This is a genomic window from Bradyrhizobium sp. MI1.10 (assembly GCF_055811035.1).
The window spans coordinates 8,832-32,246 of sequence record NZ_JBVVPN010000016.1 but is presented as its reverse complement, the minus strand read 5'-3'; the positions used below and the strand labels follow the sequence as shown (position 1 = coordinate 32,246).

Genomic DNA, 23,415 nt, shown 5'->3' with positions numbered 1-23,415 from the left:
TAAAGTTTTAACCGTAAATCCTTGACGAGAGGTTGTCGTGGAACAGCCTCGTCGGCCACCGCGTCCCGAAAATGAAAATGCCCGCGCAAGGCGCGGGCATTTTCATTGGAGCGGTGCGAAAGATTAGTTGCGGACGGTCATGCAGGAGATATCGGCGCGCTTCAGGGTGCGGCAGACGGCTTCGGCCTGGTCGCGGTCGAGCCCGGCGAAGCGGGCGCGGTAGAGCTTGCGATTGTCTTTCGCGACGACCGGCTCGGTGAACGGGTCGGCCTTGCTGAGCAGGCCACGAGCCGAGCTGCGCGCCGCGTCGATGCGCTGCTGGGCTTCGTTCTCGCTCTCGAGCGCGCCGACCTGGACGATCCAGCCGCTGTGGGTGACGACTGGCTTCGTGGTGGCGCTCATGATCGGCTGCAGCGCCGGGTCGGCTGACGCGAGCTTCGCAGCAGCCGGGGCAGGTGCGGCGGCGGTTGCGGCCGGTAAGACGCCGAGGACGCCGTTGCCGGTGCCGAAGCCCGCCGGCTGCCGCGGCAGCTCGGTACGGGCGATCTCGGCCCTCGGAGCTTCCGGTTGGCTGGCGACCTCAGGCTTGTTGATGAGGTCTGCCCGGGCGACGACGGCGCCGGAGGTTTCGGCGACGTCGGAACGGGACGCGATCGTGCTCGTGACCTGCGGTGCGATCTGAGCCGGGGCGGCGGAGGCGACCTTCACGGCGCCGGCCTTGACCTGGACGGTCTTGACCCTGACCGGCTTCATCGGCTCGGACGAGCCGGGGATGATCGAGAGCGGCTGGCTCGAGATCACGCCATTGGTGAGCGGCGCAGGCTCGATCCTGGATTCTGTCGGCCGAACTTCAGGCCTGTTGGCTTCAGATCTGGGCTGAGCCGGCGGCACCGCGGCAGTCGCAGCCGCAAGCGTCGAGAGGCGCGCGGCGAGACGCGACGGGGCTGCTTCGGGAGCAGGGGCAGCCGCAGCCTGGACCTGCGGAGCGGAGCGGGTCGGGGTATCCGACGCATCGGCGACTTCGGCAGCGGCATCGGAACCGTTGCGCTCGGTGACCGCGGCGACGGTGTGGGTGGTCGCGGCCTTATCGAGGTTCTCCGCGAGCAGGTTGCGCATGATGGCGTCGCGCGAGCCGCCGCTGCGGCCGCCCAGCACCACGCCGATCAGGTGGCGGTTGCCGCGGCGCATCGAGGTCACGAGATTGAAGCCGGAGGCGCGAGTATAGCCGGTCTTGATGCCGTCCACGCCCTCGACATTCCCGAGCAGATGATTGTGGTTCCGGATCGACTGTCCGCGCCAGTTGAAGGTCGAGGTCGCGAAATAGCGATAGTAGCGCGGAAAGCGCTCCTGGATGGCGCGGCCGAGCGTGGCCTGGTCGCGCGCGGTCGTGACCTGCTCGTCGTTGGGAAGGCCGTTGGCGTTGCGGTAAACCGTCCTGGACATGCCGAGCGAACGCGCCTTGCGCGTCATCATCTGGGCGAAGTCGTCCTCGTCGCCGCCAATCGCTTCCGCGATCACAACGGCTGCGTCGTTGGCGGAGCGGGTGACGAGACCCTTGATCGCGTCCTCGACGCGGATGGTTTGGCCGGCACGCAGGTTCAGCTTGGTCGGATCCTGATCGGCGGCGTGCTGTGAGACCGGCATCTCGGTGTCGAGCTTCATCTTCCCGGACTCGAGACGCTCGAACAGCAGATAGAGCGTCATGATCTTGGTCAGCGAGGCCGGATGGCGGATCCCGTCGGGGCTCGTTGCCTGAAGCACGGAGCCGGAATTGCCGTCGACGATGATCGATGCGAATTTCGGGCTGGAGCTCTCGGACACATCGCGCTGCACGCGGTGTTGCGCATAGTGACGCCGGTGGCGCCGCGCCTCGGCAGCATCTGTGGTGAAGATGACCGCACTGGTAACCGCAAGAAGCCCAAAAACGCCAACCCGCGCCAAGCGCGAGAAAGACAAGTTTTTACGAAGCATGAAACCCCGTCCCCGTTTCTGACTTGATCACCGGCTCGTGAGGCGAAATTGTGCCCATGGGACCCTGGATCATTACCTGCTCAGGCTGTCCTCCGCAGGTGTTGGCCGCGGGTGACGTTGGGCCTGAGCCGCTGTTCTGGCTAAGGTGATGTTCTCCAACGGCTTTTGGCCGCTTGTGGAAGTAGAACACGTCCAGGGAATCAAGGTAGGGCGCTGCGGTTTCCAAAAGCTTAAGGAACCATTGCGGGAAACCCCGGGAATCGCGGCGAATTTTGTATGTAATTTGTGCGACGCACAAAATTCTTGACTTTTTTGTGCGTTGCACTAATTGTGAGCAGAGTCAGGGAGCCGGGGCTTCCCGACGAGAGCTAGGGAAAAGGATTCCGAATGTTCAAGGTTGAAGACTTTCAAGGCTACGGGAAAGAGCACTTCGAGCAGTACGTCGCCTCCGCGACCTCGATGCAGCACGGCCTTCAGGCGATCGCCAGCGCCTACGGCGACTACACCAAGAAGTCGTTCGAAGACACCAAGTCCTTCGTCGAGAAGCTTTCCGGCGTGAAGTCGCTGGACAAGGCCGTCGAAGCGCAGACCGAATTCGCCCGTTCCGCCTACGAGTCCTTCGTCGCGGAATCGCAGAAGATCGCAGGCCTTTACGGCGACCTCGCCAAGCAGGCGTTCAAGCCGGTCGAGACCATCGTGTCGAAGTTCACTCCGGCCGCCAGCTAACGTTTCCTGACGTCCTGGAATCAAAAGCCCGGCTGAAGCAGCCGGGCTTTTTTTTGTTTGTCGTGGCGTGTCGATCTCAGCGCGCCACGCGCAGCTTGGACAGCGACGTGCCGATGTCCTTGAACACCGAGACGGTCTGATCTGCCTTCGTCACCAGATAGAACTTGTCGGTGCCGCTCGCGCAATATTGCAGTACGCTGGACGTCGGATCGCTCCCGGTGTTCACTTGCACCGTATAGATCGTGATGTTCGCCGCCTTGGCGTTGTCGCACAGTTTCTTCTGCCGCGCGTCGATTTGCCAAGTGTTGCCGTACCAGCGGTTCTGCGTGTTGAGACCGTCGGAGAGCAGCACGATCGCGTCCTTGTAGGTGTAGTTGGCGTCTTTGGCCGGCGCGTTCATGGGATCGCCGGTCGACAGCGTCATCCAGCCCCAGGCGAGGCCAATGCCCTGGTTGGTGTTACCGGTGGGCTTCATGGCGTCGATCCGGCTCTTGAGTGAACTCCAGTCGTAGCTCAGCGGCATGATTGGCTGCAGATAGGATGAACTGCCGGTGTCGCAGTAGGAGTACTGTTCGGCCGGGAACTGCGTTCCCGCGTTGCCGCTCGTGGGCGTCGTGTTCTTGGTGTCGTAGTCCTGGTCGCGATCGACCACGCATCCCGTCCACCTGTTGTGGTTGGCGGACCTGGTGCCGCGGGCCGCGTCCCAATCGGTGAAATCGACCCAGTACTTGTTGTAGTTGCTGGCACCCACGTTGACGTCCTTGGCAAACGGAACGATCGAGATGTAGACGTCGCCATCGGTCTTGGCGAGCGGGCTGAGCTGGTCGACGAGGCTCTTCGCGGCGGTCTGCATCGCCGCCATCTTGCCGTCGTCCGCCATCGACCCCGTGTTGTCGAGCACCAAGGCCACGCGCATGCGCACCAGACCCCAGGCGCTGGTGGAATCGGCGCCGACGTCGAGTGTCGGGAAACCTGCGACCTTCATGAAGGTGGTCGTGTAGGTGCCGGTGCCGGTGACCTGGATGGTGGAGCCCATGCTGGTGCTTGCGGTGTAAGTGGCCGCGATGCTGACCGACGGCAGGGAGCTGGTGGCGGTGAACAGGGCGTTGAAATAAGCCTGCGCCTTGGTGCTGATCTGCGAGGTCGTGATGGTGCCGGACGACAGATCCTTGGAGACCATCAGCGAGGTCGAATCGAGGGCCGCCTGCATTGCGGAACGAGCCTGGGCCGCGCGACTGTAATCGATTGCAGCTCCGACGAAGCCTAGAACTGGGAGCAGCGCGATAGCGAAGATCACGGCGATATTGCCTTGTTCGGCCGCTGCAAACCGGGAGAGGTGTCGACCAACAATACGGCTGACGAGGGGCAGGCTAGACATGACGATTCCCGGAAATCTGTGACTTTGCCCGTTTTCGCGCCACGCCATTGAAGGCAGGTAAATGGGTCCGTAGAAAACCGGAGATAACCCGCGCGAAGCCGCCGCAGCCGCGTTACCGGCCGGGTTCCTGGTCAACATCTTCTAAACCGGCGGGGCGGAAGCTTTTGTCAAATCAGTCCGGATTGATTAACCTTGGTGAGGATCGCCCGGACCGGGAATCGGGACCGCCGGGGCCGCATCGACCCAGCTGTCGCACGCTTGCGGCGAGCCGGGGGCAGGCCCATATTCGGTGAAGCCGATCCGGCTTGGACCGGACCGGCTGGAAGCGGCGATCCAACAAGGCGGTGCGCCTGTGCGAAGCTCCGAAGGCCGGGGCTGCGCGGCGAACCGCCATACGCTTCCGTGGGGAATTTGAACGCCTGAGCCATGCCGCAACTGTCTTCCAGACCAGATCCGTCCGCGGCCGCCGCCGCCCACGCCCACGCTCCGCTGATGAGCAACGACGAGAACCGTTCGGGCGGTCCCTCCGCGCCAAACACGTCCGTCATCACCAAGGTCAAGCCGAAGACGAAGCGGCCGAACCTGTACCGTGTGCTGATCCTGAACGACGACTACACGCCGATGGAATTCGTCGTTCATGTGCTGGAGAAATTCTTCCAGAAGGACGCCGAGGCCGCAACCAAGATCATGCTGCACGTACATCATCACGGGATCGGGGAGTGTGGCGTGTTCACCTACGAGATCGCCGAGACCAAGGTGACGCAGGTGATGGATTTCGCTCGCAAGCACCAGCATCCGCTGCAATGCGTGATGGAAAAGAAGTAAGACACGGCGCGTTTGAAGCCGGTTCTTGTGCATGTCGCAGTGTGATTGCCGCGTGATGTCTGCGAGCGATGTTCGTTGCAGACGGCAAAACTACGGAATTTCGGACCGGTGCCGATCGTGCCAAACCGGAACGGGTTTTGCATCGAAAAATACCGCAGCTGTGCAGCCGCCTGAGTCGCGGAACCGGTCTTTCGCCGCGATCTTGTATAACTATATGTGACAAAGGTTGTTGTTGCCTGACCGGGCGATGGCGATCATGATGGTGGGGGCCATAGAGGACGCGAATGCCGACTTTTTCCCAAAGCCTTGAACAATCCCTGCATCGTGCACTGGCGATCGCAAACGAGCGTCATCACCAATACGCGACGCTCGAGCATCTTTTGCTCTCCCTGATCGACGACTCCGATGCAGCCGCCGTCATGCGCGCCTGTAGCGTCGACCTCGACAAGCTCCGTACGAGCCTCGTCAATTATCTTGAGACCGAATTCGAGAACCTGGTGACGGACGGCGCCGACGACGCCAAGCCGACCGCAGGTTTCCAGCGCGTGATCCAGCGCGCGGTAATCCACGTGCAGTCGTCCGGTCGCGAAGAGGTGACCGGCGCCAACGTGCTGATCGCGATCTTTGCCGAGCGCGAGAGTCATGCCGCGTATTTCCTGCAAGAGCAGGACATGACGCGCTACGACGCCGTCAACTACATCAGCCACGGCATCGCGAAGCGACCGGGCGTCTCCGAGGCACGCCCCGTGCGCGGCGTCGACGAAGAGACCGAGACCAAGGGCAGCGACGACGCCAAGAAGAAGGGCGAGGCGCTCGAGATCTATTGCGTCAACCTCAACAAGAAGGCGCGCGACGGCAAGATCGATCCGGTGATCGGACGCAATTCCGAGATCAACCGCGCGATCCAGGTGTTGTGCCGCCGGCAGAAGAACAATCCGCTGTTCGTGGGCGAGGCCGGCGTCGGCAAGACCGCGATCGCGGAGGGCCTGGCCAAGCGCATCGTCGACAGCGAAGTGCCGGAGGTGCTGGCGGCTGCGACCGTGTTCTCGCTCGACATGGGCACGCTGCTCGCCGGTACGCGCTATCGCGGCGACTTCGAGGAACGCCTGAAGCAGGTGCTGAAGGAACTCGAGGCGCATCCCAACGCCATCCTATTCATCGATGAGATCCACACCGTGATCGGTGCGGGCGCGACGTCGGGCGGGGCGATGGATGCCTCGAACCTGCTCAAGCCCGCGCTCGCTTCCGGCACCATCCGCTGCATGGGCTCGACCACTTACAAGGAATACCGCCAGCACTTCGAGAAGGACCGCGCGCTGGTGCGGCGCTTCCAGAAGATCGACGTCAACGAGCCGACGGTCGAGGACGCAATCGCAATCCTCAAGGGACTCAAGCCGTACTTCGAAGATTACCACCGGCTGAAATACACCAATGAGGCGATCGAGGCTGCGGTGCAGCTCTCTTCGCGCTACATCCACGACCGCAAGCTGCCGGACAAGGCGATCGACGTGATCGACGAATCCGGCGCGGCGCAGATGCTGGTCGCCGAGAACAAGCGCAAGAAGACCATCGGCATCAAGGAGATCGAGACCACGATCGCTTCGATGGCGCGGATCCCGCCGAAGAGCGTGTCGAAGGACGATGCCGAGGTGCTCAAGCATCTCGAGCAGACCCTGAAGCGCACCGTGTTCGGTCAGGACAAGGCGATCGAATCGCTCGCCGCTTCGATCAAGCTGGCGCGAGCCGGCCTGCGCGAGCCGGAGAAGCCGATCGGCTGCTATCTGTTCTCGGGTCCGACCGGCGTCGGCAAGACCGAGGTCGCAAAGCAACTCGCGGCGTCGCTCGGCGTCGAGCTGTTGCGCTTCGACATGTCCGAATACATGGAGCGGCACACCGTGTCGCGCCTGATCGGCGCGCCTCCCGGCTATGTCGGTTTCGATCAGGGCGGCCTGCTCACCGACGGCGTCGACCAGCATCCGCATTGCGTGGTGCTGCTCGACGAGATCGAGAAGGCGCATCCCGATCTCTATAACGTGCTGCTCCAGATCATGGATCACGGCCGGCTCACCGACCACAACGGCAAGCAGGTCAACTTCCGCAACGTGATCCTGATCATGACCACGAATGCGGGCGCGTCCGATCTCGCCAAGCAGGCGTTCGGGTTCACGCGTTCGAAGCGGGAAGGCGACGACCACGAGGCGATCAACCGGCAGTTTGCTCCGGAATTCCGCAACCGTCTCGATGCCGTCGTGTCGTTCGGCCATCTCAGCGTCGAGGTGATCGGTACGGTGGTCGAGAAGTTCGTGCTTCAGCTCGAAGCGCAACTCGGCGATCGCGACGTCACCATCGAGCTGTCCGAGCCCGCCAAGACCTGGCTGGTGAAGCATGGTTACGACGAGCAGATGGGCGCACGTCCCATGGCTCGCGTGATCCAGGAGCACATCAAGAAGCCGCTGGCCGACGAGGTGCTGTTCGGCAAGCTCAAGGGTGGCGGCCATGTCCGCGTCGTTCTGATCAAGGACGAGGCCGACGAGAGCAAGGACAAGATCGGCTTCGAGTTCGTCGAGGGTCCGGTCACGCCGAAGCAGGAGAAGCTCCCGGGTGCCCGCAAGCGCCCGCCGGGCAAGTCCAAGCCCGGTGGCCCCGGCGGCTCGAAGGGGCCGACCAAGAGCCCGCTGGTCAAGGTTTGATCTGCACGCGATGAATTGAAAAGGCCGGCTGAGAAGCCGGCCTTTTGTTTGGCGCTGGATGTTGCCTCGTGGCGGGGCCGGGCAGGAACTAGGCTCAGGTAGCCGATCCCGTCGTGCCGACCTTACGTCCCAGCCTCCGGCGCGCGGGGCGGCCGCGGCTTTTTCGGAGCGCGCGGCGCTGCGTGCGGGACAGAGGGCTGCATGGTTACAATAACCGGATTCGGCTTGTGATCGGTTGCCGCCCCGGTCGCTGCATCGACGCCCATGCCGACGACGCCGCCGAGCAAGAGATTGCGCGCAAAGCCGGCGGCTCCGCCGGTCTGTATGTCTCGGCTGAGCGGAACGACCTGCGGTTCATAGCCTTCCTTCTGGAAGGCAATCGAGATGTCGGCGCTGCGTTTGACGACCACTGAGCAGGGCGTGGTGCAGGTGGTTGGAACTTCCATTCCGCTGACAATTGCTTCCACGCCTGACGGTGTTGATGAGATGCTGATATTTTCGGTCGTGCCGCGCGTGACAGACGCGCAGCCGCCCAGCATGACGCTGAGCGCCACAATTCCAAATGATCGCATGAAGTGCCCCTTATTCCCCGACGCCATTGAAGCGCAACCACAGCGGGAGGGCAATACGTCATTGGTTCAGATAGTTAAGCTACGCACCGGTTGTGTATAGGAAGGGTGGTAGCGTGCGCGTGGGCTCGGCTAGTCACCGCGCAGGCGCTGGTCGTCCTGCACACGAACATGCTCGGCGCCGCGCGCGCCCGCGGGCGACAGCCGCAACATGCTCAGCGCCGCGCCGCAGAGCGCGAAGCCGACGCCGGTCAGCAACGCGATCCTGGTTCCCTCGATCGGATAGCGGCCGAGGAACAGCGCGACCAGCGCTGCGCCGGTGGTCTGCCCAAGCAGCCGCGCCGTCCCCAGCATGCCGCTGGCGCCGCCGGCACGCTCGCGCGGGGCGGCTGCGATCATGGTGCGGTTGTTGGGGGTCTGGAACAGGCCGAAGCCGGCGCCGGCCAGCGCCATCCGCCAGATCACATCGAGCGGCGTGGGCGCCGCCGGCAGCAAGGCGAGCGCAGCGAGGCCGCAGGCGAACAGCGTGAGGCCGATGCCGCCGAGCAGGCCTGCCGGGTAATGCTCGACCAGGCGACCGGCGAGGGGTGCTGCGAACGCGACCGCGATCGGCCACGGCGTGATCAGGAGACCCATATGCACCGCCGAATAGCCGAAGCGGCTTTGGAGGTAGAAGGGGATCGCGACGAAGGCCAGCATCTGCCCGCAGAACGAGGCGATCGAGGTTGCAATCGACAGCGCGAACACCGGGATGCGCAACAGGTCGATCGGCAGCAGCGGCGAGGCCATGTGGGTCTCGCGGTAGATCAGCAGTGCGCCGGCGACGAGCGCGATGGCGAACTGCACGAGGCAGGTGATCGCCGCTTCGCCATGACCGACGCTATCGACGGCCGCGATGCCGACGCCGAAAGTGATCGCGGACAGCCCCGCGCTCTGCCAGTCGAAGGAATGGCTCGCAGGCCTGGTGTGCGGCAGGCTGCGCAAGCCCAGCACCAGTGTCGCCACGCCGAGCGGGACATTGATGGCGAACAGCCAGGGCCAGCTGCCGAACGCCAGGATGCCGGCCGCGAGCGTCGGGCCGACCGCAGCCGAGAAGGCGACGACGAGGGCGTTGAGCCCGATGCCGCGGCCGAGCTGGCTGCGGGGGTAGGTGAAGCGCACCAGCGCCGCGTTGACGCTCATGATGCCGGCCGCGCCGAACCCCTGCACGATGCGTGCAATCGTGAGGAGCGGCAGCGTGTGCGCCAGCGCGCAGAATGCGGAGGCAAGCGTGAACAGCACCAGCCCGACCAGATAGACGCGGCGATAGCCGACGATCTCGCCGAGCGAAGCCAGCGGCAGCAGCGAGATCGTGATCGCGAGCTGGTAGCCGTTGACGATCCAGATCGAGAACGCCGGGCTTGCATCGAGGTCGGCCGCGATCGTCGGCAGCGCGACGTTGGCGATGGCGCTGTCGACCACTGCCATGATGATGCCGAGCGCAATCGTCAGGACCGCCTGGCCACGCTGCGGCTGCGGCAGGCCGTCGGCGTGCTCCATGGGGGCTGGCGACATGATGGCGGCGGGCTTGATTCGAGCCGTGGTTCGTCTCCGGATTAGGAAATTGCGAGATGCATCGCAACCCGGCAGGATACGGGCGGTTCCTGCGCCGGGCGCGGGTCTCCCGGCACCGCGGGCATGGGTCCGCACAGCCCTCGCGGCTCACCAGCGCGAGGTCGACTTCCCGAAAACATAGAGCGCGACGAGCCCAACCGTCACCGCGGTCGAGACGATCCGGATGGTGCGGTCCCAATCGATCCCGCTCCGCTCGGCGCGGTTGAGATTGAGAGCGGTGAACAGGGCCTTCATGGCAAATCGGCGCATCGGGCGGCCTCGCGGGAGCGCACGATGCCACTGTCGGCGCGGGCCGGATTGATGCAGCTCAAGCCGGACTGCGCCGCGCGCGGTCGCTACACCGGCGGCGGGTTGCGGTCGGTGAAGGCCGTGCGCTGGTGCCAGTAAGGATAGGGCAGCGTCACCTTGCTCGCCGTATCGAGCTTGGCGATCTGGTCCTTGGTCAACGACCAGCCGACCGCGCCGAGATTTTCGCGCAGCTGCGTCTCGTTGCGCGCGCCGATAATCAGCGTCGAGACGGTCGGACGCTGTAGCAGCCAGTTCAGCGCGATCTGCGAGACGCTCTTGCCCGTTTCCTTGGCGACCTCGTCGATCGCATCGACGACGCGGTAGACGTGCTCGTCCGGCACGGGTGGGCCGAACTCGGCCGTTTTGGGCAAGCGGCTTACGTCAGGCTTTGGCTGGCCGCGGCGGATCTTTCCGGTGAGGCGTCCCCACCCGAGCGGCGACCAGACCACCGCGCCGAGGCCCTGGTCGAGGCCGAGCGGCATCAGCTCCCATTCGTAGTCGCGCCCGATCAGTGAATAATAGGTCTGGTTGGCGACGTAGCGCGGGAAGCCATGCTTGTCGGCAACGCCAAGCGATTTCATCAGGTGCCAGCCCGAAAAGTTCGACACGCCGACGTAGCGGATCTTGCCGGCGCGCACGAGCACGTCGAGCGTGCTAAGCACCTCCTCAGGAGGGGTGAAGGCGTCGAAGCCGTGAAGCTGGAACAGGTCGATGTAATCGGTGCCGAGCCGGCTCAGCGAAGCATCGATGGCTGTGAGCAGATGCTGCCGCGACGACCCGATGTCGTTGGGGCCGTCGCCGAAGCGGAACGTCGCCTTGGTCGAGACCAAAACCTTGTCGCGGCGGCCCTTGATGGCTTCGCCGAGAACGCGCTCGGATTCGCCGAGCGAATAGACGTTCGCGGTGTCGAACATCGACACGCCGGCATCGAGACAGATATCCAGAAGGCGCCGCGCTTCGGTCGCGTCAGTCGTGCCCCATGCAGCGAGGCGGCCAACGCCGCCGAAGGTACCGGTCCCAAGACTCAAGGCGGGTACCATCAGGCCCGAGCGGCCCAAGCGTCGGTATTCCATCGATTTGCTCCTCGGCTGGCCGCTGATTGATCCCCGCGGCCTGGTGCCGATGGTAGAGCAAGCACGCGCAGTGTCCTATTGCGTGCTCACATAGCGGCTCTGCTGGGGCCGCACGCGTTACGCCACGATTGTCCCCTTCAAATTCGCAGCCGTGATCTTCGCGCGCAGCCAGGCTTCGAACGCGTCGACATGGCTGCGGCCTTTGGCCTCGGAGGACCGCACCAGATAATAAGACACGGTCTCGACCTCGAATTGGGGCTGATGGAACGGCGCGACTAGGGTGCCCTTTTCCAGCTCGTCGGCGGCGAGAATCTCGCTCTCCAGGACGACGCCGAGACCTTCGACCGCGGCGTCGATGGCCATGGTGGATCGATCGAACCACAATTCGTGGCGTGCCTTGATCGTCGTGCCGACGACCTTTCGCAGATAGTCGGTCCAGGTCAGCGCGTTCGACGAATGAATCAAGGTGGCCCGGGCAAGATCGCCGGGCTCGTGAAGTCCGAGTTGCTCGATCAGAAGCGGGCTACAGAGCGGACGCAGACGCTCAGCCAGGAGCGGCTCGATCTGCCGGTCGTTGAGGACGGGCGGGCGTCCATAGGCGATGGCGAGATCGAAGCGAATGGTATCGAGCTCGCGCAAGTCGGCGATAGTTGACAGCCTGATCCCGATCTCCGGATGCTCGCCGATGAAATTCCCGATCCGCGGCTGAAGCCATTTGGCGGCAAAGCTCGGGCCGCTCGCGATGAACAGATGATTGCGCTGCGACTGCGGCGCGACCAGCCGCGTCGCGCCCTTGATCATTCCAAATGCGCGCTCGATCTCGGCGGCATAGACGCGACCGGCATTGGTGAGCACCGCGCGGCCGGCGTGCCGCGAAAAAACACGAACGCCGAGGAAATCCTCCAACTTCTGGATGTGGTGGCTGATCGCGGAGGGCGTAACGCCGAGCTCCTCTGCGGCGCGGCTGAAGCTGCCGTGGCGCGAAGCGGCTTCGAATGCCGACAGCGCCTTGAGCGGCGGCATTCTCGACCGCGGTGTTGACCCCGCTTCATCGGCTGCTGAGTTTTTTGAACTGGCGCCCATCATGTCTGCCCGGTACGAATTTATCTGTTGCTCAGGCAATTCTTGTACCGCAAACGCCCTGAAGCAACAGCTTCGTGCCCCAAAAGACCGACCCGACAACGGCGAGTGCATCGCCACACCGCACGGCTGTGCGGCGTTGCCGCTTGCCCGAGGAGAACCCATGACTTCAGCGCTGAAACAGGCCGCCGACGAATTCCTCGTCCGCTATGGCGGAGACGTGTTTCCGAACCTCTTCACCTCGGCGAAGGGGACGATCGTGACCGACAGCGATGGGCGCGACTATCTCGATTTCACCTCGGGCCAGATGTGCGCCACCATCGGCCACAACCATCCAGCCATCGTCGCGGCGGTGGAGAACGCGGGAAAGAAGGCCTTCCATCTCTTCAGCGGGATGATCCCCGAAGTGGTCGCCGAGCTCGCCCAGGTGCTGGCGAGGGATTGGCTGCCCGGCGATCTCAAACGCTCGATCTTCATCAATACCGGTTCAGAAGCAACCGAAGTCGCGCTCCGGATGGCCAAGATGTACACGGGCGGCTACGAGGTGCTCGTTCTCGGCGGCTCGTGGCACGGCATCACCGGCGGAGCGGCCTCGGTCTCGATGGCGAGCGACCGCAAGGGATATGGCGTGCCGCCGCCCGGCGTGTTCGTCATCCCGGAGCCGAACGCCTACCGGCCCTACATCTCGAAGGGCAGCGATGACGAGTCTGCGCTCGCCAATCTCGAACTCGCCCTGAAAATGTTCGACATGCAGTCGAGCGGGAGGGGTGCTGCGATCATCGCGGAGCCCGTGATCAGCGCCGGCGGCGTGCTGGTGCCGCCGAAGGCGTTCATGGAGGCCCTGCGAAAGGCGGCCGATGAGCGCGGCATGCTGCTGATCTTCGACGAGGCCCAGACTGCTTTCGGGCGTATCGGAAAGAAGACCGGATCCGAATATTTCGGGGTCGTTCCGGACATCATGACTATGTCGAAGACGCTCGGCGGTGGGCTTCCGCTTGCGGCGGTGTCGACCACCGAGGCGATCGAGAGCAAGCTCCACGAGGATCACTTTACCTATTACACCAGCCACGTGTCCGATCCCTTGCTTGCCGAGGTCGGGCTCGCGGTGCTGCGCGTGATCACTGAGGAGAAACTTGTCGCACGCGCCAACGAGATGGGAGCCTACCTGCGAGGCCGGTTCGAAGGGCTCCAGCAGAAATACGAGCAGATCGGCGACATCAGAGGCATGGGCCTTCTGCTTGGCGTCGAGCTGGTCAGCGATTGCAACAGCCGACGCCCAGCCCACCAGCTTGGCGGCCTCACCACGAAGAAGTGCTTCGAGTACGGGCTGAGCATGAACATCCGCCGCCGCCCCGAGCGCGGATCGGTGTGGCGTATCGCGCCGCCGTTGACCGTCTCGACCGAGGAGATCGACCGCGCCGTTGAGATCCTTGATCGGGCTTTGAGAGAAAGTCTCGACGAGCTGTCGCGAAATCCCACTGCTTAGCAACTGGTTGGAGGCTGACATGATCCGCGTACACGCGCCGAAGCTCGCCATTGCCGCCGCATCACTGGCGCTACTCGAGATGGGGGCCGCGCAAGCGGCGAGTCAGACTTTGGAAAAGATCAGGGAGGTCGGCAAGATCAGCTTCGGCTACCGCGAGGCGTCGATTCCGTTCGCCTATCTCGGAGCAGATCAGAAACCGACCGGGCTCTCGCTCGACCTCTGTGCCGCAGTGGCCGACAAGGTCAAGGTCATGTTGCAGCGGCTTGAGCTGGAGGTCGAATACGTTCCGGTGAATGCGTCCAATCGCATCCCGCTGCTCCAGAACAGTACCATCGACGTCGAGTGCGGCAGCACGACCAATACGGCCGAACGGCAAAAGCAGGTGGCGTTCTCCGTTGCGACCTATGTGGCATCGCCGCGCTGGCTGGTGTCGGCCTCGTCGCAGCTGATGGAGCCGAAAGGACTTGACGGGCAGACGGTCGTCATCACGCAGGGCTCGCTGAATTTCGGGGTCGCCAAGAAGCTCCTCGATGACCAGAAGCTGAATGTGACGATCGTGCAGGCCAAGGACCACGCCGAGTCGCTCCTCATGCTGGGAACGGGTCGCGCCACGGCGTGGTTCGAGGACGATATCCTGGTTGCCGGTCTCGTCGCGAACGCCTCGGATCCCAGGGCTTTCCGGATGTTGGCGGCCACCTATGCGCCTTCTTACTATGGGCTAGTGACCCGCAGGGAAGATCCCGAGTTCAAGGCCGTCGTCGATGCCGCGATCAAGGAGAAGATGGCGTCCGGTGAATTCGGGAGGCTCTACGCGAAGTGGTTCGAGTCGCCGATTCCGCCGAAAGGGGAGAACCTCCAGCTTCCCATGAGCGAAGCGATGAAGGCCCGCGTCGCATCTCCCAGCGATGCGCTTGTGCCGTAGGCGACGCTCTCGGTAGACCTTACGTCAATGCCGCGACTGGCTCTGCCGGTAGTCGCGCGGTGACATCCCGAAATGCTCGCGGAAGACGCGGCCGAAATGCGAGAGGTCGTTGAAGCCCCAGGCGAAGGCGATCTCGCTGATGTGGCGGTGAGCGAGCACGGGGGAGACGAGATCGCGTCTGCATTGAGCGAGGCGCTCACCGAGGACGTAGCGCTGGAACGAGGTTTCCTCGTCGGCGAGGAGATCGTTGACATAGCGGGACGAAATGCCGAGCGCCGCTGCGGTCTCGGACAGCGAGAGGTCGGGATCGGCAAGATGAGCCCGGATATGCGCCTTCAATCGGTAGAGCAGGGCGGAGCGATGGGTCGAGGACGGCAGCGGCGTCTTGCCTAGCCGCTCGCCCAGCGCCATCGCCAGGACATCGACGGCCTGTTCCGACAGCGCGGCGGCGTGGTGCGGATCGATCTGATCCGCGCTCTGGCAAAGCCGGTAGATGAAATCGTAGGCGATCCTCTGCAGTGCCGAGTCTGGTCCGAAAGCGCTGGCGGTTAGGGTTTCGGTCGCGCCGAGCCGGCGCTGCAGCATCTCGCGCGGCACCTTGAAGATGGTCTGCGTGAAGATGCCGTCGAATTTCAGCTCGTAGGGCCGGGTGGTGTCATAGAGCGCAAACTCTCCCGGGTGCACCACGGCCTCGCGGCCGTCCTGCACCACGCCGCCGGTGCCGCGATTGCCGAGCGCGATCAGGATGAAATCCTGATCCGAGCGCGCGATGCGCGAGGGCGTGCGCAACACGTGCTGACGGTCGGAACAGACCTCGGAGCATTCCGCCTTGCCCAGTGGCGCCCGGGTGACCGAGCCGCGAAAGGCGCTGCCAAGATCGGACTTGCAGTCGAGCCCGACAAAGACGTCGCAGACAATATCCTGCCAGAGCGCAAGGCGGCGGTGGCCTGGGCTGTCGTCTGTGGTGAACTGGATCGGCATCTGCAAAGCCTCCCTTTCACATCCCGCAATATCGCGTGTCGGCGCAGGTCCCGCCTGAAAGGCAAATCCCGTACCGGGTCGGCGAATCCCGTCCGGTCGAGTTTTTGTTCCGCCGCGGTCGAGCGCCCGCCGTCCCGGCTTGGTCAAATAGACTGCATCGGACCTGGCTTCCGATCAACCGGCAAGGGAGGTGGGAATGGGCATCGAACATCCGAAATACAAGGTCGCGGTGGTGCAGGCGGCGCCTGCCTGGCTCGATCTCGACGCCTCGATCGACAAGTCGATCGCCCTGATCAGGGACGCCGCCGAGAAGGGCGCAAAGCTGATCGCCTTTCCGGAAGCCTTCATCCCCGGCTACCCCTGGCACATCTGGATGGATTCCCCGGCCTGGGCGATCGGCCGCGGCTTCGTGCAGCGCTATTTCGACAATTCGTTGTCTTATGACAGTCCGCAGGCCGAGCGGCTGCGCGACGCCGTGCACAAGGCCAAGCTCACTGCCGTGCTCGGCCTGTCCGAGCGCGACGGCGGCAGTCTTTATCTGGCGCAATGGCTGATCGGGCCGGATGGCGAGACCATCGCAAAGCGCCGCAAGCTGCGGCCGACCCATGCCGAGCGCACGGTCTATGGCGAGGGCGACGGCAGCGATCTCGCCGTGCATGCGCGCCCCGACATCGGCCGCATCGGCGCACTGTGCTGCTGGGAGCATCTCCAGCCGCTGTCGAAATACGCGATGTATGCCCAGAACGAGCAGGTCCATGTCGCGGCCTGGCCGAGCTTTTCGCTCTACGATCCGTTCGCGCCGGCGCTCGGCGCCGAGGTGAATAACGCCGCCTCGCGCGTCTATGCCGTGGAGGGCTCCTGCTTCGTGCTTGCCCCTTGCGCAACGGTCTCGCAAGCGATGATCGACGAGCTATGTGATCGACCGGACAAGCATGCGCTGTTGCATGCCGGCGGTGGCTTCGCTGCGATCTATGGTCCCGACGGCAGCCAGATCGGCGATAAGCTCGCGCCGGACCAGGAGGGCCTCTTGATCGCCGAGATCGATCTTGGCGCCATCGGTGTCGCCAAGAACGCCGCTGATCCAGCCGGGCATTATTCGCGCCCCGACGTGACGCGGCTCCTGCTCAACAAGAAGCGCTACCAGCGCGTCGAGCAGTTTGCGCTGCCGGTCGACACCGTCGAGCCCACGGACATCGCCGCGGCGGCGAGCTGATCGCCGGAATCGAGGGAGGCACGCTCATGGAATCCGCAATTCCTCTGCATCTCGAGACCCCGCGCACGCGCCACAAGCGCGTGCCGGACGATTACCAGCCGCCATACCCGTCCTTCGTGGCGCGCTATAAGCCTGCGGTGAACCGGGTCGTGATGGCCTATTTCGGCCTTCAATATCGCGGCACGGCGCCGGCGGCTGCGACCGACGCGCTCGCCGACATCGCGGAACGGTTTGCCGCGGAAGGCAGGCCCTCGCATTGGGACCGCGCGCAATACGTTGATCAGGCCGGTTACGAGAACGTCGTCTCGGTGGCCTATTGGGACGACATTGCGCGGTTCGACAAATGGTTTGCACCGGCGCGCGAGGCCTGGACCGGAACGCAGCGCGAGGGCATCGGCACTTTCATCGAGGTGCTGCGCCCCACGGTGGCGCGGCACGAGACGCTGTTTTCCTCGCTCGGCCGGCCGGAGGGCGTCGCCGCTATCGCCGGCGGCATGAGCGGCGAGGTGCAGGAGCACGCCTATTGGGGCGGCATGCGTGATCGCATCCCGCTGTCGCAGACTGATCCAATGTCGCCGGGCGGCAATCCCGAATTGATCCGCGACGGCGCGCGGCTGCGCGTGCAGGCGCACGACAATCTCTGCCTGATCCGATCAGGCCAGGATTGGAGCGATACCGAGACCTCGGAGCGAAAGCTCTATCTCGACGACGTCGAACCGGTGTTGCGCGAGGGCATGGATTTCCTGCGCGATGAGGGCCTCGGCATCGGCTGCTACGCCAACCGTTACATGGGCGTGCTGGCAGCCGACGGGAGCGCGAGTGAAAAGTCCTATGGTCAAAGCTGGTGGAAGAGCCTGGCGGCGCTGGAGCGGTGGGCGGAATCGCATCCGACCCACGTCAGGATATTCGGCGCCGCGATGAAGTACCTGTCGACGCTCGGCCCTTCAGCAAAACTGCGGCTCTATCACGAGGTCACTGTGGCGGCTGCAGACGAGCAGTTCTTCGAGTATCTGAACTGTCACACCAGGACCGGCATGCTGGCGGCGGTAGAGACCGTCAGCGCTTGATGGACCTAGACCACGCAGTGACCGAGCAGCTCCGAATGCGCGGCGCAGATGTGATGCGCGCCGGCGTCCCGCAGCTCGGCCTCGCTGCCGTAGCCATAGAGCACGCCGATCGCGGTCATGCCGTTGGTGCGGGCGCCGACCACGTCATGGCTGCGGTCGCCGATCATGATCGCGCTGGCGGGATCGACCCTGGCTTCGTCGAGCGCGTAGCGCAGCAGGTCGCGCTTGTCGACGCGCGTGCCGTCGAGCTCGGAACCGAACACGCGCTCGAAATACGGTTTCAGGCCAAAATGCTCGACGATACGGGTGGCGTAGACCGCGGGCTTGCTGGTCGCCACGAACATGCGCGGTGTTGTCGCGGCAAGCGTTGTCAGCGTGTCCACGATGCCGGCATAGGCTTCGTTCTCGAACAGGCCGACATCGCTGAAGCGCTCGCGATAGAGCAGCAGCGCCCGGTCGGCGAGTTCCGCGCTGCCCGTGAGCTTTTGCAGGCTGGCATGCAGCGGCGGGCCGATGCACCAGGTCAGCTTGTCCTCGCTCGGCACCGCGACGTTGAGCCGCTCCAGGGCATACTGGATCGAGCGCGTGATCCCGGGCTTCGGGTCGGTCAGCGTGCCGTCGAGATCGAAATAGATTGTAACCATGTCGCCACGCCTGTGTTGATACCGCCGCCTATTGCTTGACCTAAACGAGGCCACGGACCAAGGCAAACGCGCAACCATTGTCAGGCCGAAAATCGCCTTCTTGATACCGCGTATCCCTTAAAGCTCGCTATTCGCGGGAGGGAAGCGTAGAGTCGCGCCATCACCGCCTTCCATTGGCATCGACCGGTGACTGAGGGTCACCAGCGCTCCCGCCGACTAAGCAGGAGCGTGTATGACTCGATTTCGTCTGGTCGACTGGATCCGCCGGAGAGCGCTTCTCGTCGCATTGATGCTTGCCATATTGATACTTGGCACACTTTCGCAAGGCGCTGTCGCGGCAGGGCCGGACTGCCGGGCGATCGAAAGCACGAGCGGACGTCTCGCCTGCTACGATGCTGCGTTTCCTCCAAAAAAAAGAAAGCCCGCTGCTGCGGAGAACGATGGGTCCCGTGGTGCTTACAAGGACCCGTTCGTGGCGGAAGAGGCCAGAACCGCAGCGAAGCTGAAGAACATCTGCCGCGGCTGTTGAGGGTTGCTCGTTCGCCGCGTCTTGTTAATGGCGAATCCGGACGAGAGATCGGGACGATTTTTTTCAGGAGAGGCCGGATGAGCGAGCGACTTGAAACTCTGAAGAAGGCCCGTGATCGCATGATCGAGGACAGGGATGCGCATGCGAAAGTGCTGGCCGCTCCGTTTGTGCGCGACACGGCCGAGCGAGCGCGCAACAAGTTCATCGAGATCCAGGCGCTGATCGATGCCCTCGACCGCGCCATCCGGGGCGAAATCCCGGGTCCGGTCAAGAACTAGGGCGGTAGGCAGCGACACCGGCAGGACGTTGATTGCAGATTCCGCTACCACTCCCTCATTGCTGTCTCGCCCATTCGACGATTGCGGTCGCCTCCGCGCCTGCCCGGGTTCCCCAGGCGGCGATCGCGTCCTTTGCTGCCTTCCGCAGCTCCGTGACAAGGAACGCGGGCGCCGGCTCGGCGATATGGACGCCATTGTCGCGCATGCGCGCATAGTTCTCGATGGTGCGGTGGGTCAGTAGCGCGAGCTGGCTCTGTTCTGTCTCGGCCGCCGCGGCCAGCACCTCGCGCTGCATCGGTTCGGACAGTTCGGCAAAGGCGTCGCTGCGGACGAAGGCGATCGAGATCGGCATCGCGTAGTTGATGGCCGTGAAATGCGGCAGAAAGTCCCACAATTTGCGCCCCGCACCGCCGTCGCCGGAGGTGAGGAAGGCATTCAGCCGGTGTTCCCTCAGTCCGGCGAGCGCCGCGTCCATCGGCAGGAATTGCGCGTTCGCGCCGGCCGCGCGCATGACCTCGGTGGAATTGGCATCATAGGTTCGCAAGTTCAGTTTCGGCAGGTCGTCGGCACCTTCGAGCCACCGTTCCGACCACAGGCCCGTGGCCGGCCAGATCGTCACATAGAGCAGCTTGAGGCCGCGCGCAGCGAGTGCTTTTTCGTAGAGCGGGCGCGCCCGCAGATTGGTGGCGCGGGCGATGTCGACCGATTGCACGAGAAAGGGCAGGGTGGACAATCCGAACACAGGGTCGAGGCCCGAGAGCGCGCCCGCGAAGGCATCGCCGCCCGCGATCCGGCCGTCCAGCGCCGCGCGCGGCATCTCGCCCGAGTTGATCTTGAGTTGGTTATCGAAGGCGTTCGTCACGGTCACGAAACCGTGGGTACGGTCGGAGACGCGGCTTGCGAAGGTCGCGAGTCCAATCCCGGAGATGTTATTCTCAGGGTATTCCGTGGTCATCCGCCAATTGACTTGAGAGGTGACTTGGGACGTCACCTGCGCGGCGGCTGGCGCGACGCCCAGGATGAATGCGGCGAGGACAAGGATCGCGCGGATCCGTTTGGCGGGGTAACGCATTGGGAGAAGCAGGTCAGGCAGCATATATTGGCAACTCGTCGAACCATGGCACGATGCCACAACATGGCAGATCACACTGTCGCATGCCGCGCCGAGGCGCGCCACCGTCATGCCTGCACGCGATGGGTGCAGATTGCGATGTGCATCATCCCAGCGCTGCTTGTCTCGGCGACACAGGTTGTTGCGTGGGACAGTTCGCCCGCCAAAACCGACGTCGCCGTCCCCAGCGTCGAAGAACTCGCTGTGCAGCCGGCGAAGCCCGCGGATGCGCGCGAGAGCGATACGCGGGAATCGATCTGCCTGATCGTCGAGGCCGCGGCGCGCGATGCCAATCTGCCGCTGGAGTTCTTCGCCCGCGTGATCTGGCAGGAGAGCCGCTTCCAGGCCGATGCGGTGGGGCCCATGACGCGCAGCGGCGAACACGCGCAGGGGATCGCGCAATTCATGCCGGGCACCGCGAGCGAGCGCGGGCTGCTCAATCCCTTCAATCCGGTGCAGGCGCTGCCGAAGTCGGCGGAATTCCTGAACGAGCTGCGCAACCAGTTCGGCAATCTCGGCCTGGCGGCGGCCGCCTACAATGCCGGGCCGCGCCGGGTGCAGGAATGGCTCGCCGGCACCGGCAGCATGCCGGAGCAGACCCGCAATTACGTTCTTGCCATCACTGGCACCAGCATCGATGCCTGGGCCAAGGCAGGCGCAACGGGCAAGGGTCCGCCGAGCGCGCCACCGACGAGCTGCCGCGATCTGATGGCGCTTTTGAAGCGCGCGCCAAATGCTTTCGTCGCCGAGCTCGAACAGCATGTGGAGCTGGCGGCCGCAAAAATCTGGGGCGTGCAGCTCGCCGCGGGCTTTGACCGCAACCGGGCACTGGCTATGTATTCCCGCGCGGTCACGCGGCTGGGCGCCGTGATCGGCGAACGTGATCCGAGCCTGCTGAGCTCAGTGATGCGCAGCCGAGGCACGCGCGCCTTCTACCAGGTGCGCATCGGCGCCGATACGCGGAGCGAGGCGGATGAACTCTGCGGTCGCATCCGCAAGGCGGGCGGGGCATGCTTCGTGCTGAAGAACCGCGGTGTGAGCGGGTAGGGGACGCGCCCCGAATGGCAACCACGCGTGCATGCCAGCCCCGCCGCGCGCTTTCTTGACGCCCGCCGCCGTATTGCCCGTTATGCAGGCACGATTCCTCACCCGGCCAAGACTCCCGTGGCGCTTCCTCCGCTCGATTCACCTCAATGGCAAAGTCCCTGGCGCGCCTTTGCGTGGGGACTGCGCTCGATCACGCAGACGATCCTCACCCTCGTCCTGTTCGCGACCTATCTCGGCATTGGCGCGCTCGCCCACGACACCCATTTCAGCCTGCTCTGGGCGCTCTGCTCGACGCTGTTCGTCTGGGCAGGTCCGGCGCAGATCATCCTGATCACCACGCTCGGCTCCGGCGCGACGGTCATCCAGTCGGCGATCGCGGTCACCGTCAGCGCCATTCGCCTGTTTCCGATGGTGGTCTCGGTGCTGCCGCTGATGCGCACGCCGACGACGAAACGGCGCGAGCTGTTTTTCGCGGCGCATCTCACTGCAGTGACACTGTGGGTCGAATGCCATCGCTTCCTGCCGCAGGTGCCGCGTGAACGCCGGATCGCCTTCGTCAACGGACTTGGCTTCGGTCTTGTCTCGGTGTGTCTCACCGCCAACACGGTCGGCTATTTCCTTGCTGCGAATCTGACCCAGACGCTTGGGGCGGCGATCCTTTTGCTGACGCCGCTGTCCTTCCTGTTCTCGACCGCACGCAACAGCCGCGAGGTCGCCGATGTCGTCGCACTTGCGCTAGGGGTTCTGCTGTATCCGCTGGCCGCGAAAATGAACTCCGGACTCGACATCCTCGTCAGCGGCCTCGTGGCCGGCACCATCGCCTATGGCGTGCATTGGTGGCGGGAGGTGCGTGCATGAGTTTTGCGCAGCTCATTGGCGACTGGCACGCGCTGGCGGTGCTGTTCGTCGCCGGCGTTGTTCCCAACCAGATATGGCGCATGCTGGGCCTGTGGTTCGGCGGCGGCATCGACGAAGGCTCCGAGCTTCTGGTCTGGGTACGGGCGGTCGCCACCGCGATCCTGGCCGGCGTCATCGCCCAGATCGTGGTCGAGCCGCCTGGGGCGCTTGCGAGCGTGCCCGATGCCTTACGCTACGGTGCGGTCGGCGCCGGCCTCGTCGTCTTCCTGCTGACCCGCCGCTCGATCTTCGCGGGCGTGGTCGCGGGCGAAGTCTTCATGCTGGCCGGCAAGTGGTGGTTGGGCTAAAACTGCCGGCGAACAGCAGGGATTTGGAAATATGGTTCGCGAAAACGAGCTCCGCGAGGGTGAAGTCTCCATCGAGCTGCCGCCGACGCAGGATGCCGGCCTCGTCTTTATCGGCCGCATCCGCACGCCCTGGAGCTCGCGGCTGGAGACCCCGCGGCAGGGCCGGCATGACGGCCCGATATGCCGGCTCGACGTCTTCGAGCCATTCGTGCCGGCGATCAAAGGTGTCGATTTCTACAGCAATCTCGAAGTGCTCTACTGGCTCGACAAGTCGCGCCGCGACATCGTCCTGCAAAGCCCGAAGAACAACGAAAAGACCCGCGGCACGTTTTCGCTGCGCTCGCCGGTGCGCCCCAATCCGATCGGGACGTCGATCGTGAAGCTGGTCGGCATCGAGGGCAACGCGATTCTGGTGCGCGGGCTCGATTGCCTCGACAACACGCCGCTGATCGACATCAAACCGGATCGCTGCGAGTTCACGCCACTGGCCGCGCCGCAGCCGGGGGATTTCCAGACGGAGTAAGAGGCGGTCATCGTAGCCCGCATGGAGCGAAGCGGAATGCGGGAACGGTCCCCGGTTTGGGGTGGCGGCCGCCCGGGGCCGGGGGCCCCCCGGCCCGCGCCCCGGGGGGGGGGGGGGCGGGGGCGCGGGGGGGGGGGGGGGGTGGGGCGGGGGGGGGGGGGGCCGCCCCGGGGGGGGGGGGGGTGGCGCCCCCCG

At 64.4% G+C, this 23,415-nt stretch carries 23 protein-coding genes; 13 read left to right on the top strand and 10 right to left on the bottom strand.

The window, feature by feature from the left end; genetic code table 11:
• Positions 1 to 123: 123 nt before the first annotated feature.
• The gene (locus AC0L3K_RS18145; RefSeq protein WP_473366557.1) at positions 124 to 1,971 is read right to left on the bottom strand and encodes a serine hydrolase; all 1,848 of its coding nucleotides are present in this window, start codon (positions 1,969 to 1,971) and stop codon (positions 124 to 126) included.
• A gap of 387 nt (positions 1,972 to 2,358) precedes the next feature.
• On the opposite strand from AC0L3K_RS18145, the gene AC0L3K_RS18140 reads away from it, so the two are divergent.
• Positions 2,359 to 2,697 carry a phasin family protein gene (locus AC0L3K_RS18140; RefSeq protein WP_219684910.1) on the top strand — a complete coding sequence of 113 codons (339 nt, stop codon included), beginning with the start codon at positions 2,359 to 2,361 and terminating at the stop codon, positions 2,695 to 2,697.
• Positions 2,698 to 2,773: 76 nt separating this feature from the next.
• Here the strand turns inward: AC0L3K_RS18140 and AC0L3K_RS18135 are convergent, their stop codons facing one another.
• Positions 2,774 to 4,075 (bottom strand): vWA domain-containing protein, encoded by a 1,302-nt coding sequence (locus AC0L3K_RS18135; RefSeq protein WP_473366556.1) that lies wholly within the window; start codon positions 4,073 to 4,075, stop codon positions 2,774 to 2,776.
• A gap of 492 nt (positions 4,076 to 4,567) precedes the next feature.
• Between AC0L3K_RS18135 and clpS the strand changes: the two genes are divergently transcribed.
• Entirely contained in the window at positions 4,568 to 4,900 is a 333-nt protein-coding gene (gene clpS, locus AC0L3K_RS18130) for an ATP-dependent Clp protease adapter ClpS (protein WP_018455182.1), read from the top strand.
• A 284-nt stretch (positions 4,901 to 5,184) separates the two neighbouring features.
• A complete protein-coding gene (gene clpA, locus AC0L3K_RS18125) occupies positions 5,185 to 7,590 on the top strand; it encodes an ATP-dependent Clp protease ATP-binding subunit ClpA (protein ID WP_473366555.1) in 2,406 nt (801 codons plus the stop codon).
• Positions 7,591 to 7,712: 122 nt separating this feature from the next.
• Here the strand turns inward: clpA and AC0L3K_RS18120 are convergent, their stop codons facing one another.
• From AC0L3K_RS18120 to AC0L3K_RS18100, 5 genes are all read right to left on the bottom strand, one after another.
• Positions 7,713 to 8,162, bottom strand: a complete 450-nt coding sequence (locus AC0L3K_RS18120; protein ID WP_473366554.1) for a PEGA domain-containing protein — start codon at positions 8,160 to 8,162, stop codon at positions 7,713 to 7,715.
• Between the two features lie 129 nt (positions 8,163 to 8,291).
• Positions 8,292 to 9,713: an MFS transporter gene (locus tag AC0L3K_RS18115; RefSeq protein WP_354128542.1), complete on the bottom strand. Its 1,422-nt coding sequence runs from the start codon at positions 9,711 to 9,713 to the stop codon at positions 8,292 to 8,294.
• 147 nt (positions 9,714 to 9,860) lie between these two features.
• A complete protein-coding gene (locus tag AC0L3K_RS18110) occupies positions 9,861 to 10,022 on the bottom strand; it encodes a hypothetical protein (protein ID WP_197031132.1) in 162 nt (53 codons plus the stop codon).
• 86 nt (positions 10,023 to 10,108) lie between these two features.
• Complete coding sequence (locus tag AC0L3K_RS18105) at positions 10,109 to 11,134, bottom strand: aldo/keto reductase (protein ID WP_219684914.1); 1,026 nt, start codon at positions 11,132 to 11,134, stop codon at positions 10,109 to 10,111.
• A gap of 117 nt (positions 11,135 to 11,251) precedes the next feature.
• Positions 11,252 to 12,157 (bottom strand): LysR substrate-binding domain-containing protein, encoded by a 906-nt coding sequence (locus tag AC0L3K_RS18100; protein ID WP_473366553.1) that lies wholly within the window; start codon positions 12,155 to 12,157, stop codon positions 11,252 to 11,254.
• A 220-nt stretch (positions 12,158 to 12,377) separates the two neighbouring features.
• Between AC0L3K_RS18100 and AC0L3K_RS18095 the strand changes: the two genes are divergently transcribed.
• Both AC0L3K_RS18095 and AC0L3K_RS18090 read left to right on the top strand, forming a co-directional pair.
• Positions 12,378 to 13,700, top strand: a complete 1,323-nt coding sequence (locus AC0L3K_RS18095) for an aspartate aminotransferase family protein (protein WP_354128543.1) — start codon at positions 12,378 to 12,380, stop codon at positions 13,698 to 13,700.
• A 19-nt stretch (positions 13,701 to 13,719) separates the two neighbouring features.
• Positions 13,720 to 14,622 (top strand): amino acid ABC transporter substrate-binding protein, encoded by a 903-nt coding sequence (locus AC0L3K_RS18090; RefSeq protein ID WP_219684917.1) that lies wholly within the window; start codon positions 13,720 to 13,722, stop codon positions 14,620 to 14,622.
• A 24-nt stretch (positions 14,623 to 14,646) separates the two neighbouring features.
• On the opposite strand, the gene AC0L3K_RS18085 is transcribed toward AC0L3K_RS18090, so the two are convergent.
• A complete protein-coding gene (locus AC0L3K_RS18085) occupies positions 14,647 to 15,603 on the bottom strand; it encodes an AraC-like ligand-binding domain-containing protein (protein ID WP_354128544.1) in 957 nt (318 codons plus the stop codon).
• A 196-nt stretch (positions 15,604 to 15,799) separates the two neighbouring features.
• Here AC0L3K_RS18085 and AC0L3K_RS18080 point away from each other — a divergent pair, with 196 nt between their 5' ends.
• Positions 15,800 to 16,816, top strand: coding sequence for a carbon-nitrogen hydrolase family protein (locus AC0L3K_RS18080; protein WP_007603247.1), 1,017 nt, complete (start codon positions 15,800 to 15,802; stop codon positions 16,814 to 16,816).
• Between the two features lie 26 nt (positions 16,817 to 16,842).
• Positions 16,843 to 17,883, top strand: coding sequence for a phenylacetaldoxime dehydratase family protein (locus AC0L3K_RS18075; protein WP_219684920.1), 1,041 nt, complete (start codon positions 16,843 to 16,845; stop codon positions 17,881 to 17,883).
• 5 nt (positions 17,884 to 17,888) lie between these two features.
• On the opposite strand, the gene AC0L3K_RS18070 is transcribed toward AC0L3K_RS18075, so the two are convergent.
• A complete protein-coding gene (locus tag AC0L3K_RS18070; protein WP_473366552.1) occupies positions 17,889 to 18,527 on the bottom strand; it encodes an HAD family hydrolase in 639 nt (212 codons plus the stop codon).
• A gap of 232 nt (positions 18,528 to 18,759) precedes the next feature.
• Here AC0L3K_RS18070 and AC0L3K_RS18065 point away from each other — a divergent pair, with 232 nt between their 5' ends.
• Together AC0L3K_RS18065 and AC0L3K_RS18060 are read left to right on the top strand one after the other, a co-directional pair.
• Complete coding sequence (locus AC0L3K_RS18065) at positions 18,760 to 19,056, top strand: hypothetical protein (protein WP_473366551.1); 297 nt, start codon at positions 18,760 to 18,762, stop codon at positions 19,054 to 19,056.
• A gap of 77 nt (positions 19,057 to 19,133) precedes the next feature.
• Positions 19,134 to 19,334, top strand: coding sequence for a hypothetical protein (locus AC0L3K_RS18060; RefSeq protein WP_007603252.1), 201 nt, complete (start codon positions 19,134 to 19,136; stop codon positions 19,332 to 19,334).
• Between the two features lie 55 nt (positions 19,335 to 19,389).
• Here AC0L3K_RS18060 and AC0L3K_RS18055 read toward each other — a convergent pair whose 3' ends face one another.
• Positions 19,390 to 20,430, bottom strand: a complete 1,041-nt coding sequence (locus tag AC0L3K_RS18055; RefSeq protein WP_007603253.1) for a TRAP transporter substrate-binding protein — start codon at positions 20,428 to 20,430, stop codon at positions 19,390 to 19,392.
• A gap of 114 nt (positions 20,431 to 20,544) precedes the next feature.
• Between AC0L3K_RS18055 and AC0L3K_RS18050 the strand changes: the two genes are divergently transcribed.
• The 4 genes from AC0L3K_RS18050 to tsaA all read left to right on the top strand — a co-directional run bounded on the left by AC0L3K_RS18050 (position 20,545) and on the right by tsaA (position 23,220).
• A complete protein-coding gene (locus AC0L3K_RS18050; protein WP_007603254.1) occupies positions 20,545 to 21,492 on the top strand; it encodes a lytic transglycosylase domain-containing protein in 948 nt (315 codons plus the stop codon).
• 117 nt (positions 21,493 to 21,609) lie between these two features.
• Positions 21,610 to 22,350, top strand: coding sequence for an AzlC family ABC transporter permease (locus AC0L3K_RS18045; RefSeq protein ID WP_035994751.1), 741 nt, complete (start codon positions 21,610 to 21,612; stop codon positions 22,348 to 22,350).
• Complete coding sequence (locus AC0L3K_RS18040; protein WP_007603256.1) at positions 22,347 to 22,697, top strand: AzlD domain-containing protein; 351 nt, start codon at positions 22,347 to 22,349, stop codon at positions 22,695 to 22,697. Before AC0L3K_RS18045 ends, AC0L3K_RS18040 begins: the two co-directional genes overlap by 4 nt.
• A 31-nt stretch (positions 22,698 to 22,728) precedes the next feature.
• Entirely contained in the window at positions 22,729 to 23,220 is a 492-nt protein-coding gene (gene tsaA / locus AC0L3K_RS18035) for a tRNA (N6-threonylcarbamoyladenosine(37)-N6)-methyltransferase TrmO (protein ID WP_473366550.1), read from the top strand.
• Positions 23,221 to 23,415: the final 195 nt, after the last annotated feature.

Coding starts and splice junctions, on each gene's coding strand:
- AC0L3K_RS18095 (WP_354128543.1), top strand. CDS start 12,378: ATGACTTCAGCGCTGAAACAGGCCGCCGACGAATTCCTCGTCCGCTAT.
- AC0L3K_RS18060 (WP_007603252.1), top strand. CDS start 19,134: ATGAGCGAGCGACTTGAAACTCTGAAGAAGGCCCGTGATCGCATGATC.
- AC0L3K_RS18145 (WP_473366557.1), bottom strand. CDS start 1,971: ATGCTTCGTAAAAACTTGTCTTTCTCGCGCTTGGCGCGGGTTGGCGTT.
- AC0L3K_RS18085 (WP_354128544.1), bottom strand. CDS start 15,603: ATGCCGATCCAGTTCACCACAGACGACAGCCCAGGCCACCGCCGCCTT.
- AC0L3K_RS18140 (WP_219684910.1), top strand. CDS start 2,359: ATGTTCAAGGTTGAAGACTTTCAAGGCTACGGGAAAGAGCACTTCGAG.
- AC0L3K_RS18050 (WP_007603254.1), top strand. CDS start 20,545: ATGTGCATCATCCCAGCGCTGCTTGTCTCGGCGACACAGGTTGTTGCG.
- AC0L3K_RS18040 (WP_007603256.1), top strand. CDS start 22,347: ATGAGTTTTGCGCAGCTCATTGGCGACTGGCACGCGCTGGCGGTGCTG.
- AC0L3K_RS18070 (WP_473366552.1), bottom strand. CDS start 18,527: ATGGTTACAATCTATTTCGATCTCGACGGCACGCTGACCGACCCGAAG.
- tsaA (WP_473366550.1), top strand. CDS start 22,729: ATGGTTCGCGAAAACGAGCTCCGCGAGGGTGAAGTCTCCATCGAGCTG.
- AC0L3K_RS18100 (WP_473366553.1), bottom strand. CDS start 12,157: ATGCCGCCGCTCAAGGCGCTGTCGGCATTCGAAGCCGCTTCGCGCCAC.
- AC0L3K_RS18120 (WP_473366554.1), bottom strand. CDS start 8,162: ATGCGATCATTTGGAATTGTGGCGCTCAGCGTCATGCTGGGCGGCTGC.
- AC0L3K_RS18110 (WP_197031132.1), bottom strand. CDS start 10,022: ATGCGCCGATTTGCCATGAAGGCCCTGTTCACCGCTCTCAATCTCAAC.
- clpA (WP_473366555.1), top strand. CDS start 5,185: ATGCCGACTTTTTCCCAAAGCCTTGAACAATCCCTGCATCGTGCACTG.
- AC0L3K_RS18105 (WP_219684914.1), bottom strand. CDS start 11,134: ATGGAATACCGACGCTTGGGCCGCTCGGGCCTGATGGTACCCGCCTTG.
- AC0L3K_RS18080 (WP_007603247.1), top strand. CDS start 15,800: ATGGGCATCGAACATCCGAAATACAAGGTCGCGGTGGTGCAGGCGGCG.
- AC0L3K_RS18055 (WP_007603253.1), bottom strand. CDS start 20,430: ATGCTGCCTGACCTGCTTCTCCCAATGCGTTACCCCGCCAAACGGATC.
- AC0L3K_RS18065 (WP_473366551.1), top strand. CDS start 18,760: ATGACTCGATTTCGTCTGGTCGACTGGATCCGCCGGAGAGCGCTTCTC.
- AC0L3K_RS18075 (WP_219684920.1), top strand. CDS start 16,843: ATGGAATCCGCAATTCCTCTGCATCTCGAGACCCCGCGCACGCGCCAC.
- AC0L3K_RS18135 (WP_473366556.1), bottom strand. CDS start 4,075: ATGTCTAGCCTGCCCCTCGTCAGCCGTATTGTTGGTCGACACCTCTCC.
- AC0L3K_RS18090 (WP_219684917.1), top strand. CDS start 13,720: ATGATCCGCGTACACGCGCCGAAGCTCGCCATTGCCGCCGCATCACTG.
- AC0L3K_RS18115 (WP_354128542.1), bottom strand. CDS start 9,713: ATGTCGCCAGCCCCCATGGAGCACGCCGACGGCCTGCCGCAGCCGCAG.
- clpS (WP_018455182.1), top strand. CDS start 4,568: ATGAGCAACGACGAGAACCGTTCGGGCGGTCCCTCCGCGCCAAACACG.